The 15,514-nt window shown below is 68.9% G+C and carries 16 protein-coding genes; 11 read left to right on the top strand and 5 right to left on the bottom strand.

The window, feature by feature from the left end; translation table 11 throughout:
* Positions 1-26: 26 nt before the first annotated feature.
* The 6 genes from GGQ69_RS09485 to GGQ69_RS09460 are packed head-to-tail and all read left to right on the top strand — an operon-like array spanning position 27 to position 6,467.
* Positions 27-875, top strand: coding sequence for an ABC transporter ATP-binding protein (locus GGQ69_RS09485; RefSeq protein ID WP_221243380.1), 849 nt, complete (start codon positions 27-29; stop codon positions 873-875).
* Complete coding sequence (locus GGQ69_RS09480; protein WP_183527490.1) at positions 865-1,647, top strand: ABC transporter permease; 783 nt, start codon at positions 865-867, stop codon at positions 1,645-1,647. The genes GGQ69_RS09485 and GGQ69_RS09480 overlap by 11 nt, the downstream gene beginning before the upstream one ends.
* Positions 1,648-3,348 (top strand): dihydroxy-acid dehydratase, encoded by a 1,701-nt coding sequence (locus tag GGQ69_RS09475; protein WP_221243379.1) that lies wholly within the window; start codon positions 1,648-1,650, stop codon positions 3,346-3,348.
* Positions 3,348-4,712, top strand: a complete 1,365-nt coding sequence (locus GGQ69_RS09470; protein ID WP_183527488.1) for an FAD-dependent oxidoreductase — start codon at positions 3,348-3,350, stop codon at positions 4,710-4,712. The genes GGQ69_RS09475 and GGQ69_RS09470 overlap by 1 nt, the downstream gene beginning before the upstream one ends.
* On the top strand, positions 4,699-5,979 hold the full coding sequence (locus GGQ69_RS09465; protein ID WP_183527486.1) for an aconitase X catalytic domain-containing protein: 1,281 nt from the start codon (positions 4,699-4,701) through the stop codon (positions 5,977-5,979). Before GGQ69_RS09470 ends, GGQ69_RS09465 begins: the two co-directional genes overlap by 14 nt.
* Positions 5,976-6,467: an aconitase X swivel domain-containing protein gene (locus tag GGQ69_RS09460; protein WP_221243378.1), complete on the top strand. Its 492-nt coding sequence runs from the start codon at positions 5,976-5,978 to the stop codon at positions 6,465-6,467. Before GGQ69_RS09465 ends, GGQ69_RS09460 begins: the two co-directional genes overlap by 4 nt.
* On the opposite strand, the gene GGQ69_RS09455 is transcribed toward GGQ69_RS09460, so the two are convergent.
* Positions 6,457-7,389 (bottom strand): M15 family metallopeptidase, encoded by a 933-nt coding sequence (locus GGQ69_RS09455; protein WP_183527484.1) that lies wholly within the window; start codon positions 7,387-7,389, stop codon positions 6,457-6,459. The two genes, GGQ69_RS09460 and GGQ69_RS09455, sit on opposite strands and share 11 nt — an antisense overlap.
* A gap of 7 nt (positions 7,390-7,396) precedes the next feature.
* Positions 7,397-8,434, bottom strand: a complete 1,038-nt coding sequence (gene coaA / locus GGQ69_RS09450) for a type I pantothenate kinase (RefSeq protein WP_370577149.1) — start codon at positions 8,432-8,434, stop codon at positions 7,397-7,399.
* A 159-nt stretch (positions 8,435-8,593) separates the two neighbouring features.
* Between coaA and GGQ69_RS09445 the strand changes: the two genes are divergently transcribed.
* Entirely contained in the window at positions 8,594-9,718 is a 1,125-nt protein-coding gene (locus GGQ69_RS09445) for a hypothetical protein (RefSeq protein WP_183527483.1), read from the top strand.
* A 51-nt stretch (positions 9,719-9,769) separates the two neighbouring features.
* On the opposite strand, the gene GGQ69_RS09440 is transcribed toward GGQ69_RS09445, so the two are convergent.
* Together GGQ69_RS09440 and GGQ69_RS09435 are read right to left on the bottom strand one after the other, a co-directional pair.
* A complete protein-coding gene (locus GGQ69_RS09440; RefSeq protein WP_183527481.1) occupies positions 9,770-10,798 on the bottom strand; it encodes a cation diffusion facilitator family transporter in 1,029 nt (342 codons plus the stop codon).
* Entirely contained in the window at positions 10,795-11,277 is a 483-nt protein-coding gene (locus tag GGQ69_RS09435; protein WP_221243376.1) for a transporter substrate-binding domain-containing protein, read from the bottom strand. The genes GGQ69_RS09440 and GGQ69_RS09435 overlap by 4 nt, the downstream gene beginning before the upstream one ends.
* 230 nt (positions 11,278-11,507) lie before the next feature.
* On the opposite strand from GGQ69_RS09435, the gene GGQ69_RS09430 reads away from it, so the two are divergent.
* Entirely contained in the window at positions 11,508-12,761 is a 1,254-nt protein-coding gene (locus GGQ69_RS09430; protein ID WP_370577148.1) for a nucleotide sugar dehydrogenase, read from the top strand.
* A gap of 97 nt (positions 12,762-12,858) precedes the next feature.
* Positions 12,859-13,707 (top strand): SGNH/GDSL hydrolase family protein, encoded by an 849-nt coding sequence (locus GGQ69_RS09425; protein ID WP_183527479.1) that lies wholly within the window; start codon positions 12,859-12,861, stop codon positions 13,705-13,707.
* Positions 13,708-13,758: 51 nt separating this feature from the next.
* On the opposite strand, the gene GGQ69_RS09420 is transcribed toward GGQ69_RS09425, so the two are convergent.
* Positions 13,759-14,301: a MarR family transcriptional regulator gene (locus GGQ69_RS09420; RefSeq protein ID WP_183527477.1), complete on the bottom strand. Its 543-nt coding sequence runs from the start codon at positions 14,299-14,301 to the stop codon at positions 13,759-13,761.
* Positions 14,302-14,561: 260 nt separating this feature from the next.
* On the opposite strand from GGQ69_RS09420, the gene GGQ69_RS09415 reads away from it, so the two are divergent.
* Together GGQ69_RS09415 and GGQ69_RS09410 are read left to right on the top strand one after the other, a co-directional pair.
* Positions 14,562-14,909, top strand: a complete 348-nt coding sequence (locus GGQ69_RS09415; protein WP_183527473.1) for a hypothetical protein — start codon at positions 14,562-14,564, stop codon at positions 14,907-14,909.
* A gap of 58 nt (positions 14,910-14,967) precedes the next feature.
* Positions 14,968-15,498, top strand: coding sequence for a hypothetical protein (locus GGQ69_RS09410; RefSeq protein WP_183527472.1), 531 nt, complete (start codon positions 14,968-14,970; stop codon positions 15,496-15,498).
* The last annotated feature ends 16 nt before the right edge of the window (positions 15,499-15,514 follow it).

The following is a 15,514-nucleotide window of genomic DNA, read 5'->3' as shown; positions in this document are numbered from 1 at the left end:
GAGAACCCGGAGGAACGATGGTGACCATGCAGATGCAACCGACAGTCGACGACACCCGCACGGTCGACCCGACCGTGGCCCCGCCCACCGAGATCCGGATCTCCGGACTCGAGAAGATCTACAGGACGGAGCGTGGGTCCACCCATGCGCTGTCCGACATCAACCTGGAGATCCGCAAGGAGGAGTTCGTCTCCCTGATCGGCCGGTCGGGTTGTGGCAAGACCACCCTGCTGCGCATCATGGCCGGCCTGGTTCCACCCACCAGCGGGGACATCGAGATCGGGGGCCGTGCCCTCTGGCACGGTGAGACCGTCGACTCGAGCGTGATCCGCAAGCTCGGGGTCGTGTTCCAGGACTCGAACCTGTTCCCCTGGTACGACATCGAGGACAACATCGCCCTGCCCCTGAAGCTGCGGGGCGTGAAGAAGGCGGCACGCCGGGCGCGTGCCCGCGAGTTGGCGGAACTGGTGGGACTGGCCGACTTCCTCGGGAACTATCCCCGGGAACTGTCCGGGGGCATGCGCCAGCGCGCCGCCATCGCCCGTGCCCTCAGCGACAACCCCGAGCTGCTGCTGATGGACGAACCCTTCGGCGCCCTGGACGCGATGACCCGGGAGAAGATGAACCTGGAGATCCAGCGGATCGCCCTGGCCACGCGCGCGACCGTCGTGTTCGTCACCCACGACATCGATGAGGCCGTGGCCCTCGGGGACCGGGTCGTCCACCTGACCCCGCGCCCGGGGCGGATCAAGGACGTCGTCGCCGTTCCCCTGGACCGGCCCCGCGGCGTCGAGATCAAGCAGGACCCCGGCTTCCACGAACTCGTCGGCAACCTCTATGCCTCACTGAACGAAGAAGGCGACCATGAATCGTAGAAAGCTGATGAAGGTCCTTCCGTGGATCACCACACCTGCCCTGCTGATCGTGCTGTTCGTGGTGTGGGAAGTCACGGTGAAGGCCATGGGCGTCTCCACCCTGATCCTCCCGCCACCCTCCCTGGTCTTCGAGCAGCTCGGCCAGACCCTCGGAGAACCCACGACGTGGACGAACGTCCGGGTCACCGTGACGGAGATCGTGCTGGGCTTCCTGGCGGGCACGGCGGCCGGGGTCCTGGTCGGCGTCATCCTGGGCAAGCTGCCGCTCCTGGAGGCCAGCGTCCGGCCCCTGATCATCGCCCTGGAGGTCATCCCCAAGGTCGCCCTCATCCCGCTGTTCGTCATCTGGTTCGGCTTCGGGATGACCACCAAGGTCGTCATCGCGGGCCTTCTGGCGTTCTTCCCCGTGATGCTGGGCGTGCGTTCCGTGGACCGCGGCCATCGGGACGTCATGCAGAGCATCAACGCCAGCCGGTGGCAGACCTTCCGCCACCTCGAGTACAAGAGCATGATGCCGCACGTGTTCGCGGGCATGGAGACGGCGATCGTCCTGGCCGTGATCGGGACCATCGTGGGGGAGTACCTCGGTGGCAACGAGGGCCTCGGGTACATGGTGGTCAAGACCCTCAACGAACTCAATGCCCCCGCGCTCTTCGCCGTGATCCTCATGCTCGCCACCGTGGGACTGATCATGTACTTCATCGTCACCTCGTTCAAGAGGGTGGCCATCCCGTGGCACGAGTCCGTCTACGGACGCAAGGATGTGGGCTGAGTGGACCTGAGAAGCAACTTCCCCGTCGGATCGCCCCGATGGGCGACGCGCCGCACCCAGTGGAAGGCCCTCGGCCTGGATGACGAGGACGTCATGAAGCCCAAGATCGCCGTCGTGAACTCGTCCTCGAAGCTCTCACCCTGTTTCAGTCACCTGGACGACATCGCCGATCGGGTCGTCCAGGTCATCCGGGACGCCGGAGCCGTCGGCTTCGAGATCCGCACCGTCGCGCCCACGGACTTCATCATGGCCGCGGGCGGAAAGGGCGGCTACGTCCTGTCCAGCCGTGACCTCCTGGCCAATGACATCGAGGCCGCGGTCGAGGGTGCGCAGCTCGATGGCATGATCTGCCTGGCCTCGTGCGACAAGACCACGCCCGGCCAGCTCATGGCGGCAGGCCGGCTGGACGTCCCGACGATCATCGTGCCCTGCGGGTACCAGCCCTGCGGAGTCATGGACAACGGCGAGGTCGCGGATATCGAGGAAGTGTTCATCAAGGCCGGTCACGTCGCCACGGGTGGCATCACCCTGGAGGACCTGTGCACCCTCAGCGACCGGGCGATCAAGGGACCCGGTGTCTGTTCGGGCATGGGGACGGCCAACACCATGCACATCATGGCCGAGGCCCTGGGCATGGCCCTGCCGGGTGCGGCACCCGTGGCCGCCAACAGCCCGGCGATGTGGGCGAACGCGGAAGCCTCTGCCCGGGCCATCGTGGATGCCGTGCTGGCGCAGCGGCGACCGAGCGAGATCATGACCGAGGGCGCCTTCCAGAACGCCGTGGCGGCAGTCCTGGCCGTCAGCGGCTCGATCAACAGCGTCAAGCACCTGCAGGCCATCGCCGTGGAGACGGGCGTACAGGTGGACATCAGTCCCCTGTTCGCAGAACTGGGGAACGCCGTGGGGCCGTTGACCGCGGTGCGCCCGAGCGGTCCTGACAGCATCGAGGACCTAGAGGCCGCGGGAGGGGCCAGGGGGGTGATGACGCAGCTGAGGCCCGTGCTGGACCTGGACGTCCTCACCATCGACGGACGCACCATGGACGAGGTCCTCGAGGACGCTCCGTCCCCGGACGCCCGGATCATCCGACCCCTCGATGATCCCCGGGCCCCGCATGCGACCATCCAGATCCTGTACGGCACCCTCGCCCCGGCGGGGTCCATCGTGAAACTCTCCGCCACGGAGCGTCGCCAGGACCGCTTCGAGGGACCCGCCGTGGTCTTCGAGGACGCCGCGGAGGCCATCACCGCGATCAATGCCGGAGCAGTCCGAGCTGGCTCCGTCCTGGTCCTCCGGGGCCTGGGGCCCTCGGGTACCCCGGGGATGGGCATGGCCTCGAACGTGGTGTTCGCGCTCAACGGTTCGGGCCTGACCGGTCAGGTCGCGGTCGTGACGGACGGGCAGCTCTCGGGTCTCGTCAACCAGGGCATCGTCGTCGGTGAGGTCAAGCCGGAGGGGGCCCTGGACGGGCCCCTCGGCCTGGTGCGCGACGGCGACCGCATCGTCGCGGACATTCCCTCCCGGTCGGTCGACCTCCTGGTCCCCGGCAGTGAACTGGAGAGCAGGCGCGCAGCGCGGCGTCGTCCTGCCCCCCGGGTCTCCGGCTGGCTGGACGTCTATGCCCGCACCGTCACCCCGCTGGAGCACGGCGCCACCCTCGTGTCGGCCACCGCCGCGCAGTCATCAACCCAGGAGTCGTAATGCCCCACAAGCTCACCGAAGTCAAGATCCACAACGTCACGAAACCCAGGGGACCGGCGCCCGGGGAAGAACTCCAGGGGGACGTCTGCGTCGTCGGGGCGGGGATCGCCGGAGTCTCGGCGGCCCTCACGGCGGCAGGGCTGGGCCGCCGGGTCATCCTGGTCGATGCACTCCCCATGCTGGGCGGCCAGTGCGCCAACTCGCTCATCGGCCTCTTCTGCGGCGTCTACGGCAACGGCCCGGAGTACCGCCAGCTCACGCACGGGATCTTCGACCGCATGTTCCCCGCGCTGGAACGGACGGGTGACCTGTCGTACAACCACCGGCACACCATCACGGTCAACTACGACGAGCACGCCGTGGGCCGGTGGATGGAGAAGGAGATCGTCCAGGCCGGCGTGGTCCCGGTGACGGGGGCATCGATCCTCGAGGTGGACTCCGAGGGGGGCCACCTGCGCTCGGTGACCTTCTCGACGCGATATGGGTTGCTCAGGGTCACGGCCGACTCCTTCATCGACGCATCAGGTGACGCGGCACTGACGTGGGAGGCCGGTCTGGAGTGCCGGGTCCCCGAACGCACCATCTGGGGTTCCCAGCAGGTCCGGGTCGAGGGCCTGGTACCAGAGGCCGCGCCGAGCCCGCAGGACCTGGCGCAGAGCGTGTTCGACCACGCCGACGAGTACGGTCTGATCCGCAGGGATGGCCTCGCGTTCTTCTTCCCGGGCCGGGACACCGCAGTGCTCAACATGACGCACATCGAGTCCCCCCTGGAGGCCGTCAGCGCCTCTGAGGCGCAGCTGAGGGGCAAGGAACAGGCGGACCGGGTCATCCAATTCCTCAAGGACCACCATCCCGCCGCGTTCGGCAACGCGACCGTGCGCTTCTACGGCCTGCCCGGCCGCCGGCAGACCCGCTGGATCGCTGCCGAGCACCAGCTCACCGCCCACGAGGTCCGCTCGGGATTCCGGTTCGAGGATTCCATTGCCCGGACGTCATGGCCGATCGAACTGCACGACCAGCCAGAGGGCTATGTCTGGGAGCAGTTCGACGGCGATCACGTGCACTACGTGCCGCTGGGGAGCATCACCCCGCGCGGCGCAGTGAATCTGCTGGCCGCCGGCCGGTGCGTGGACGGAGACGCCGCAGCACTCTCGAGTGTGCGCGTGATGGGCCCGTGCGCGGCGATGGGTGAGGCCGCCGCCCATGCCCTCGACATGGCAGACGGCGGCCCCGTCACGGCGATCGACCACGCCGAGCTGCGGGATCGCATCCGGGCGAACATCGGCCCTGACGGCCCAGACGGCGCCTCCGCGATGCCGGCCGACGCCACCACGAGCGGGGAGGCCGTCCATGCTGCTCACTGACGACGACCAGGCCATGCGCGACGGCCGGGACGGGGACGCGGTCGCTGCGGCCATGGACCTGCTGATCCGGTACGGCGAGGGCCTCGGAGCGGAGAGGCTGTGCAGCGTGCGGAACGTCGCCGGGACCTCTACGCAGCCGACTCCCGCCAAGGAGAGGATCGCCGCGGAGGGGGGATGGAACAAGGCCTATGCGGTCATCAACCTCGACAGCGACGATGACATCGAGATCCCGAAGATGCGGGTTCCGACGTGTCAGTTGCAGCACGGCTTCAGCGCGGACGCCCTGAACATCACCCCCTACAACCCGCACCTGGTCGATCTCCAGGCGGACGCGGAGGCCTTCGCCGGTGACAAGGGCATCAACATCCTGGCGACCTGCACGCCCTACCAGATCGGCAATCTCCCGGTACGGGGGGAACACATCGCCTGGATGGAGTCCTCCGCCGTCGTGTACGCGAACTCCGTGATCGGGGCCAGGTCCAATTGTGAGGGCACGGCGTCAACGGGAGCCGCCGGACTGACGGGGCGGATCCCCTACTGGGGCAACCACCTCGACGAGAACCGCCACGGCACCCACCTGATCCGGTCCGACGTGTCCATCGACTCGTTCCTGGACTGGGGACTGTTCGGCTATTTCACCGGGGAGGTAGTCCAGGAGGAGAGGCCCGTGCTCACGGGGCGGTTGGGTCTGCCCACCCAGGCGGACCTCAAGCATCTGGGAGCAGCCCTGGCCACCACCGGGGGCGTGGAGATCTTCCACCTGCCCGGCGTGACGCCCGAGGCCCCCAACCTCGAGGCGGCCTTCGGGTCGTCCCGGGTGCCGGAGGCCGTGGTGTTCACCGAGGAGGTGCGCCGCCAGACGTACGAGATCCTCAACAACCAGGGCCAGACCGAGGACGTGGACTTCGTGTTGCTGGGGTGCCCGCACGCGTCCCTCGAGCAGTTGGGCGAGATCGCGGCTCTGCTGGACGGCAAGACGCTGCACGACGGCACCGAGCTCTGGATCATGACTCCCCGTGCCCTGAGGGCGGTGGCCGACCGCAACGGTTATACGGAGGTCATCCAGCGCGCCGGCGGGCGTCTGCTCACCGACTCCTGCCCGGCGATGTCCCGGACGGCGCCGAAGGGCACCAGAGTGTTCGCCACGGACAGCGCCAAACAGGCCCACTACCTGCCGGCCATCCTCGGGATCGAGGCCTGGTTCGGCACCACCGCGGATTGTGTGCAGGCCGCCGTCACGGGGACCTGGAAGGGGGAACTCCGATGAGCATCGAGTCCATGGAGCACCGCGCGCGAGCGGGCGTGACCACCCTGAACGGCCGGGGTATTGTCCCGGGGCGGGTCAGGGCTGAGGCCCTGGTCTCTCCGGAGACCATCTCGGGGTGGGGCGGCATCGACCCGGCCCAGGGCACCATCATCGAACGGCGGCATCCGTTGTTCGGTGTGTGCTTCACGGGGAAGGTCCTCGTGTTTCCCGGCGCCAAGGGGTCGTCCGGGTGGTCGGGGTTCTTCCAGAGCACGAGGCTGCTGGGCACGGCCCCTGCCGCGATGGTGTTCACGAAGGTCACCACGAAGGCTGTCCTCGGGGCCGTGGTCACCCGTGTCCCCACCGTCAGCGAACTGGACCGGGACCCAGTGCAGGTCATCCGCACGGGAGACCTGGTCGAGGTCGACGGTGACACGGGCCGGGTGACCATCCTCGGCCGGTCCGACGGCCTGGAGGCGGCGACCGCGCCGGGCGCGCCTAGTAGCTAGGGGCCGGGGCGAAGCCCCAGGCGGTCTCCAGCACCCCGCCGGAGCGCACGACGTCGGCCGCGGCCGGGGTGCCCACGTACCGAAGGTGCCAGGGCTCGGGGGAGTACCCCGTGACGTCCTCGGCGCCGGTGGGGTAGCGGACGATCCAGCCGTGCGCGGCGGCGTGCCGGGCGACCCAGGCGCCCTCCGGGGTGTCCCCGAAGCACTGCTTGAGGGTGCAGGCGCCGTCCGCGGCGCCGACGTCCATCGCCAGCCCGGTCTGGTGCTCGGAGTGTCCGGGGCGGGCCGAGATCCGGTCGGCGCCCGCCGGGCCGTGCTGCTGCACCCAGCCGGCGTAGGTGCCCTGCTGGTAGGAGTACGAGCGGTACGCGCTGACGAGGGACAGGTTCACGCCGTCGGCGGCGGCCGCGGCGAACAGCGTCTCGGCGGCGGTGGCGGCCTCGGCGCGCAGGGTGAGCCCGGCACGGGTGGACCGGACGTCGGGGGCGGTCAGGTCGGCCGGGGCCCAGTCGGCGGGCTGCAGCGGGTTGCGCTTGTTGACCAGGACGTGGATCGAGGAGGGGTCCCGGTGCCCGTCTCGAGCGGCAGGGGCCGACGGCGCGGCGGAGGATGCGGCGGGTCCGGTTGACGGCGCGGCGGGCGCGGACGACGACGGCGGCGCGGCCGGGCCGGTGGCCGTCGCCGAGCCGCGGGGCGGGGTCGCGGAGGCGGACGGGGCCGAGCCGCTGGCCGGCGTCGACGACGCCGCGGCGGCAGAGGTCGACGCGGTCGGCGAGGTCGACGCCGGCGTGGACGCGGCAGACGCCGCGGGAGTCGACGACGGGGATGCCGAGGAGGCAGGAGTCTGCCCCGGGGAGCACGCGCTCAGCAGCAGCGCACCGAGGACGAGCGCCGGCAGCATCCGGCGCCGCGGACCGTGCACGGTGTCCTCAGACCTTCCGCATCAGCACGCGGGTGACCGTGTGGCCGCTGTCCTTGGACATCACCAGCTTGGCCCGGCCGCGCGTCGGGAGCACGTTCTGGACCAGGTTGGGGCCGTTGATGCGGTCCCAGATGTCCTGGGCGGTGAGCACGGCCTCCTCGTCGGTGAGCGTGGAGTAGCGGTGGAAGTAGCTCATGGGGTCGGCGAAGGCCCCGGAGCGCAGGCGCATGAACCGCTCGATGTACCACTGCTTCACGGCCGTGGTGCGGGCGTCCACGTAGATGGAGTAGTCGAAGAAGTCGGACACGCTCAGCCCGGTGGTGCCGTCGGCGCGGACCCGCGGCGGGGCGAGCACGTTCAGGCCCTCGATGATGAGCACGTCCGGGCGGTGCACCACCACCTCCTCGTGCGGGAGGATGTCGTAGGTCAGGTGAGAGTACATCGGCGCCCGGACCTCCGGGGCGCCGGACTTGACGTCGGCGACGAACCGCATCAACCGGCGTCGGTCATAGGACTCGGGGAAGCCCTTGCGCTCCATCAGCCCGCGGCGCTTGAGCTCGGCGTTGGGGTAGAGGAAGCCGTCGGTGGTGACCAGTTCCACGCGCGGGGTGTTCGGCCAGCGGCGCAGCATCTCCTGCAGCACGCGGGCGGTGGTGGACTTGCCCACGGCCACGGAGCCGGCCACACCGATCACGAACGGGGTGCGGCGGGTGGACTCGCGCAGGAAGTCGTTGGCGGCCCGGCGCAGGTGGGCGGCGGCGTCCACGTGGATGCTCAGCAGCCGGGACAACGGCAGGTAGACCTCGGCGACCTCGCGCAGGGACAGGTGCTCGCCGATGCCGCGCAGCCGGTCCACGTCCGACTGGTCGAAGGGCTGTTCCATCTCGGAGGCCAACCGGGCCCAGGTGTCCCGGTCCAGCTCGGTGAAGGGCGAGTAGTTCTCCACGCCGTCGGGCTCGGGCGGTGAACCGGCCCAGGGCTGCGGAGTCGTCGCCACGGGCACGGCCGGAGGCAGTCCGGTGGCGGTGGGTGTGGGTCGGGTCACGGGTTCATTATCCACCGTTTGACCGGGGCACCGACGCATGCGACGGCGCGGCGAGGACATCGGGGGCGCGAGCGCACGGGATGCCGGGCATGGACGCGGTGGTCCCGCGCGGCGTTGAATGAGCGCACCATCCAGGAGGGTTTCGCGGGGAGGGGCCCCATGTCACACAGCATCACCCAGAAAGAGCTGGCCGCCATCAAGCCGGTCAAGGAGGCCATCGAGGACGACCTGCTGGCCCGGCCCGGGGTCGTCGGCGTGGACATCGGCGAGAAGGTGAGCCACGGCAAGAAGACCGGGGAGCCCAGCATCCTCGTGTTCGTGGAACACAAGAAGCCGCTGAAGGCCCTCCCGCCGGAGGAGGTGGTCCCCCCGGAGGTGGACGGCGTCAAGACGGACGTGCAGGAGATGGTCATCGAGCTCCAGGCCGCGCGCCAGCTCCTCGTCCCGGCCCAGCAGGTCGACCCGGCCGCATACCCGCGGCTGGTGGGCGGCATCAGCATGGGCCCGGCCCGCAGCGTCCGGATGGAACCGCCGGAGGTCGCCGAGGCCGGGGAGTACGTCTTCGTCGGCACCCTCGGGGCCATGGTCCGGGACCGCGCCTCCGGGGCCACCCTGGCGATGACCAACTTCCACGTCGCCTGCGTCAACGACGGCTGGGCGGAGGGCGATCGCATGGTCCAGCCGGCCCGGCCCGACGGCGGGGACGCGGCCACCCAGCAATTCGGCAGCCTCACCCGCGCGGTGCTGTCCGAGAACACGGACGGTGCCGTGGTCACGGTGGACGAGGGCAAGGAGTGGGACAACGCGGTGATCGACATCGGGGACGTCGCCGGGAGCGCCGAGGCGAGCATCGGCATGGCCGTCCAGAAGCGCGGGCGGACCACCCAGCACACCTTCGGCACCGTGGCTTCAGGGGAGGCGACCCTGAGCCTGGACTACGGCGACGGCCTGGGGACCCGCACGCTGCGCCACCAGGTGCGCATCGTCACGGACACCGCGCGCTCGCCGCGGTTCTCCGAGGGCGGTGACTCCGGCTCGGTGGTGATGGACATGGACCGCAACGTGGTGGGCCTGCTGTTCGCCGGCTCCACGGACGGCAGCACCACCTTCGCGAACCCGATCGCCGCGGCCCTGGACGAGCTGGGCGCCGAGCTCCCGGCCGGTCAGGAGCCCGAGCCGTCCACGCCGCCCACGTCCCCGGACCAGCCGGTGCAGACCCCGACGACGAACATCACCATCAGCGTGGTGGTGAACACCTGCGGGCACGGGCAGGACAGTCCCTAGCCCACGGCCCACCGGCCCCGCGGCCGTTCCGCCCGGCCCTTGACGAGTGGTTCAGCGCTCCCGGAACCGCTGCCCGCCCTCGGACTGCAGGTCGCCGGGAGCCCCGCCGTGCACCTCGGCGGGCAGTTCCGGCACGGGCACCACCACGATGTCCTCGAGCCGCCAGTCCAGGTCGGCCAGCGAGTCCCGCAGGGACTGCAGCCGGTCCAGCGTGGGCGCGGCGCCGGGTTCGGGCACCACGAACATCTCCATGTGGAACACGTGCCCCTCGTCGCGCACCCGGGCCCCGGCCTGGCGCACCCAGTCCTTGGAGCTGGCGTGGTCCTCGGCCTGGTAGATCACCGGGTGCTCCCGGTTGCCCTCGATGGTCCGGGCGCGGGCGTCGGCCAGGTCGGTGATCGCGGTGACCATGTTGCGGATGCCGTCGTAGAGGATGGACGCGCCCACGAAGATGGCGGCGGCGCCGTCGAACCACCACCAGCCCAGCCCGACGCCGGTCACGCCCACCGCGGTGGCCAGGCCGGTCTGCCAGTCGGCCTTGTTCATGTCCGCGTCCGCGTAGAGCACCTTGTCGTGGAGCTGCTCGGCGAGCTTGAGCTTCATCCGGCCCAGGATCACCGGTCCGGGCACGGAGAGCAGCATGACGGCGATCATGAACCAGCCCTGCCAGATGGTCTGCCCGAACAGGTGGAAGGACCCGATGGGCGGGTGCTCGGCGGTGATCAGGCCGATCGCGGAGTCCACCACGAGGTAGGCGCCCATCACGAGCAGCGCCACGGAGGCCACCAGGTGCCCGACGCCGATGGCGCGGTGGGTGCCATAGGGCCGATCCCGGGAGGGCGGGTTGTTGATGATGCGGATCGCGATGAGGAAGGCGATCGGCGGGATCAGGGACAGCATGTCCTCGATCCAGGCGGCCTTCATGGCCTGGGAGCTGCCGGTCACCAGGCCCACGGCGAGCACGGTCACGGCCAGGACGCCCAGGGTGATCCACTCCAGCCGGATGGCCTTCTTCACGGCCTCCTGCAGTTCCGGGGGCAGCTCGGTGCGGCCGAAGCGGCGCTGACCCTTCTCGCTCATGGCTGCGCCCCCGGGTGGGCGGCGTCGAGATAGCGTTCGAGCTCGGTGAGCATCTGGTTCTCGCCCAGCGGCACGGCCATCACGAGCTTGACGGTCTTCCCGTCCGGCCTGGTGGCCTTGGCGTAGTCACGGGTGATGGCCCCGTGAGTGGTCCAGGGGGACTTGCTGGTGAGCCCGCCGGCCACGAGGTCCAGGTCGCCCTTCTTGAGGGCGGTCATGACGGCCTCCTCGCCGGAGACGGTCCAGTCGATCTCCGCGCCGATCTGCCGGGCGAAGCCCTCCACCAGCTCGACCTCGGACCCGCTGGGCTCCGCGCCGGTGGCGTCCACGTAGGGCGGGTGGTGCACCACGCCCACGCGCAGCGTGCCCCCGGTGGCCCGGTCCAGGGTCCCCTCCGGGTCCGCCGGATACCCCGACGACGTGCAGCCGGTCAGTGCCAGCGCGGCGGTCAGTGCCAGTCCGGCGGCCGGCAGCGGCAAGTGAATTTTGCTGGTTAATCTTCCTCGCACGAACCCTCCTCGCTCACGCGATCACTGTAAGCCAGGTCTGGCTGACCGCGGATGGAAGTAGGGACAACGTGTTGCCTGCAGAGAAGTGTCTGCGCAGGACACGCCCTGAAACGGTTCTTTTGCGGACACCCCCCGCCGGTAAGGTTCCCTCTGGTCGATTGTCTCGTTTGACGTGGCCGGGGAACCCAGAGAACGGATGGATGATGTCAACAGTCACAGTTATTGGTCAGGGATACGTCGGATTGCCCCTCGCGCAGGCTGCAGTGGGCGCAGGTTGGAGGGTCTACGGTCTGGACGTGACCCAGTCCCTTGTTGATGCGCTGAATGTCGGGACATCTCACGTTGACGACCTCAGCGACCAGGACATCTCGACCATGCTGGACCAGGGGTACTGCGCGACCACGGACCCGCAGGTGATCGGCGAATCGGATGTGGTCGTCATCTGTGTGCCGACGCCGCTGTCTGAGAGCGGGGGGCCTGATCTGACAGCGGTTCGACAGTCTTCCGCCACGATCAGCGCGCACCTGAAGAGCGGAACGACCGTCATCCTGGAATCGACCACCTACCCGGGGACGACAGAGGACGTGGTCATTCCGATCCTGGAGTCCCAGAGTGGACTGAAGGCCGGAAGCGATTTCGACGTCGCGTTCTCGCCGGAGCGCATCAATCCCGGTGACCCGGTCTATGGGATCAAGAACACGCCCAAGCTGGTCGGCGGTATCACCGATCACGCCACGCAGTCGGCAGTCCAGTTCTACGGCGGTTTCGTCGACGAGGTGGTGCCGGTCTCTGGCCCCAAGGAAGCCGAGACGGCGAAGCTGCTGGAAAATACCTTCCGGCATGTGAACATCGCCTTGGTCAATGAGATGTCGAAGTTCTGCCACGAAATGGGCATCGACATCTGGGAGGTCATCCGGGGGGCGGCGACCAAGCCCTTCGGTTACATGCCGTTCACTCCGGGGCCGGGCGTGGGCGGACACTGCATTCCGATCGACCCGAACTACCTCGCTTACCAGGTGAAGAACGAGCTGGGATACCCGTTCCGGTTCGTGGAGTTGGCCCAGGAGATCAACAACTCCATGCCGGAGTACGTCGTGGAACGTGTGGCGCGGCTGCTCAACGACCAAGAGCGTTCCGTGAAGGGGTCGAAGATCCTGCTGTTGGGAGTGACGTACAAGTCGGACATCGCCGATCAGCGTGAGTCTCCGGCAGTACCGGTGGCAGAACTCCTGTTGGCCCGCGGTGCGCGCGTGAGGTTCCATGACCCGCACGTGACGTCGTGGCGCCTCGAAGATCAGACGCTCTCGGTGGTTCCTGACCTCGGCAGTTCCATCGATGAAGCCGATGTGGTGGTCCTATTGCAGGCGCACCAGTCTTACGACCTCGACGGGATTGTCTCTCGGTCCCGCGTCTTCTTCGACACACGAGGAAAGAGCAAGGGCATCAAGCTCTGACGTCACTGGCCTCCGGTGAACCTACTGGGCACCGACTTGGACCGGACGTCTGGGCCCAGACCAAGTTCAGCCCCTGTCGGCCAGTAGGATCATCACCGTGAGGAATCCCAACGTGACGAAGACGCTGCAGTGGACCGCCCTGATCCTGGTGCTTGCCGTCACCAGCGCCCTGGTGACGCTGCTGTTCCTGCAGCAACGGCAGTACCGCACCGAGGCTGCGGTCGACCGGACCGTGGAATCCGCCGAGTCCACCCCGCAGCCGTCATCCTCACCGACCGAGTCGTCGCAGGCGGAAAAGTCAGCCAAGGCCGCGGCGGCAGCTAAGATCGCCGCGATGGCCGTCGTGAACGGGCTCCAGAGCCCCGTCATCAGCGTCCTCGGGGATTCCACCTCGGACTCCTCCAGCGAGTGGGTCTACCGCTGGGCCGAGGGACTGGGCCAGAACGCCACCGTGGTGGTGCACACCTGGAACCCCCAGACGAAGGACTGGTTCCCGCAGCCCCGCCAGTTCGGGCAGGGTGAGCGGACCATCACCATCTGGAACGGCTCCGAGTCCGGCGCCACGCCCCAGACGCCGCTGGCCCAGGAGGACCTGCGTCAGCCCCAGCCGGCGCACCTGACGATCCTGAACTACGGGCACAACGGGAGCGCGGATGAGGTCGAGCCGGCCCTGACCGAACTGCTCGAGGCCGTGCAGGCCGGTGAAGAGGCGCCCGTGGTCCTCACGGCCCAGAACCCCGCGACCGGGGAGAACGCCACGACCTCGGACGCCAACCGGGCCCTCATGGAAGCGGCCGCCACGAAGCACGGCCTGCCGGTGATCGACGTCCACGCCGCCTTCGATGACGCCGAGTCCTGGGAGGCCCTGCTGGTGGACAAGATCCATCCGAACGAGCAGGGCCAGCAGCTCTGGGCCGAGACGGTCAGCGCGTTCTTCACGCGCTGAACTGCATTCTTCACCCGCGGAGCGGGGGCACCTGACACCCGCGGGGAGAACTCAGGCTTCGCCGCCCGCATCGACGTCGTCCGCCACGTCCTCCACGCTGCGCGTCAGCTCGGTGAGGAACCGCGCCACCACGGCCAGTTCCTCGGTGGTCAGTGACTCCGCGGCCGCCAGCATGCGGCGGTGCATCACCCCGAGGGTGGACCTGACCTCCTCATCGGTCTTCTGGGTGGGCTCGATGGCCACGGAGCGCCGGTCGTCCGGGTGGGCCACGCGCTGCACGTAGCCGTCGCGGATCAGCCGATCGACCAGCGCGCTGACGGAGGGCTTCGAGATCTCGAGGGCCTCGGCGAGGTCCCGCTGGCGGACCACCTTCCCGGTCCTCGTGGCGCGGAGCAGGAACCGCAGGGCCACCAGGTCCGTCTCGCCCATGCGCATGGAGTCCCGCGTCCGGGCGCGCATGCGCCGTTCCGCGTCCCGGTACCGGCGCAACAGGTTCAGCACGTCCACCGGGTCGGGGTTGGAATCCGCTCCCGGATACCAGTAGCCGTTGCTGGTCACGGCCTTCGCGTCGTGCCGTTCATCCTGCACGTCCACTGCCTCCCCACGGTGTCGGGTCCGTCTTCGCCTAGGTCATTGTCCGCCCATGTCATTGGCGTCCTGCGCTTTTTATTGGTAGGTTGACTAACAGATAGGGTACATAACTGTTAGAACATGGAGCTACGCCAGGCCATTATGGACTGTCAGCGGGGCGCCGGAGTACGGAAGGCATGATCATGAGCTTGGTCCTTGAACCGCTGTCATCGGCAATCACCACGGAGGCGCCCGACGTCCTCCCACCGGCGCACGAAGCTCTCATGACTCCTCCCGCTCCCGCCCCGTCGCCAAGTCGTGAGTCCACGTCGACGGCTGCCGGTCCGCGGGAGCCCTCCGCGGAGGAGCGCATCTGGTCCAGCCGGAAGCGGCGGCTGGCCCGCAGTGCCGTCCGGGCCGCGCTGGTGGTGCCCGGGATCCTCTCGGCCGACTGCACCATCATGGGCACCCCGGAGCGCCCCTCACTGATGTTCGCCTACGTCCTGCGGCCGGAGGCGAACGCGCCGCGCATCGTGGAGCACATCGAGAACGCCGTGGTGGGGGACCTCGAATTGCTCCTGGGCGCCCCGTTCGTCGCACGCCAGGTCGAGTTCAGCGTGGGCCGGGTCTGAGGGACGCTCCCGGCCCGGCATCCTTGCCCGATGCGCCTGGGCAGAGTACTCATGGGATATGGACGCTTCCTCTACTCCTTCCACGCCCCAGAACGCCACCCTGAACCGCGACGAACTGCAGGATTACCTGAACCACCACCTGCTGGGTTCCCGCAGCGGGGTGCGCATGTTCCGCACGGCCGCGGACACCTGGAGGGGCACGCCCTATGAGGCGGAGTTCAAGGAGCTCACCGACCAGGTCAGCCAGATGCAGGACCGGCTCATCGCGCTCATCGACCGCCTGGGCCTGAAGCAGTCACGCACGGAGAAGGTCCTGGGCAAGGCCGCTGAGGTGGCCGGACGGTTGAACCCGGTGAACCTCACCCGCTCGAAGACGCAGGGGATGACCCAGGTGGAGCTGGACATCCTCCAGGGCGCCCTGCAGGGCCAGATCGGGATGTGGCAGGCGCTCGTCCGGCTGGCCGAGCTCGTTCCCGACGGCGGCCTGGACCGCGAGTCGATGGACACCAACTACCGGCGCACCCGGCACCTGCAGGACGAGGTCCGCCGCATCAGCGAGGAGACGCTAGGCACCCGGTTCCTCACCTGAGACCCCGTACCCCGGG

This window comes from Micrococcus sp. TA1 (assembly GCF_014199555.1).
Lineage (GTDB): Bacteria > Actinomycetota > Actinomycetes > Actinomycetales > Micrococcaceae > Citricoccus.
This window is presented reverse-complemented; position numbering and strand designations above follow the sequence as displayed.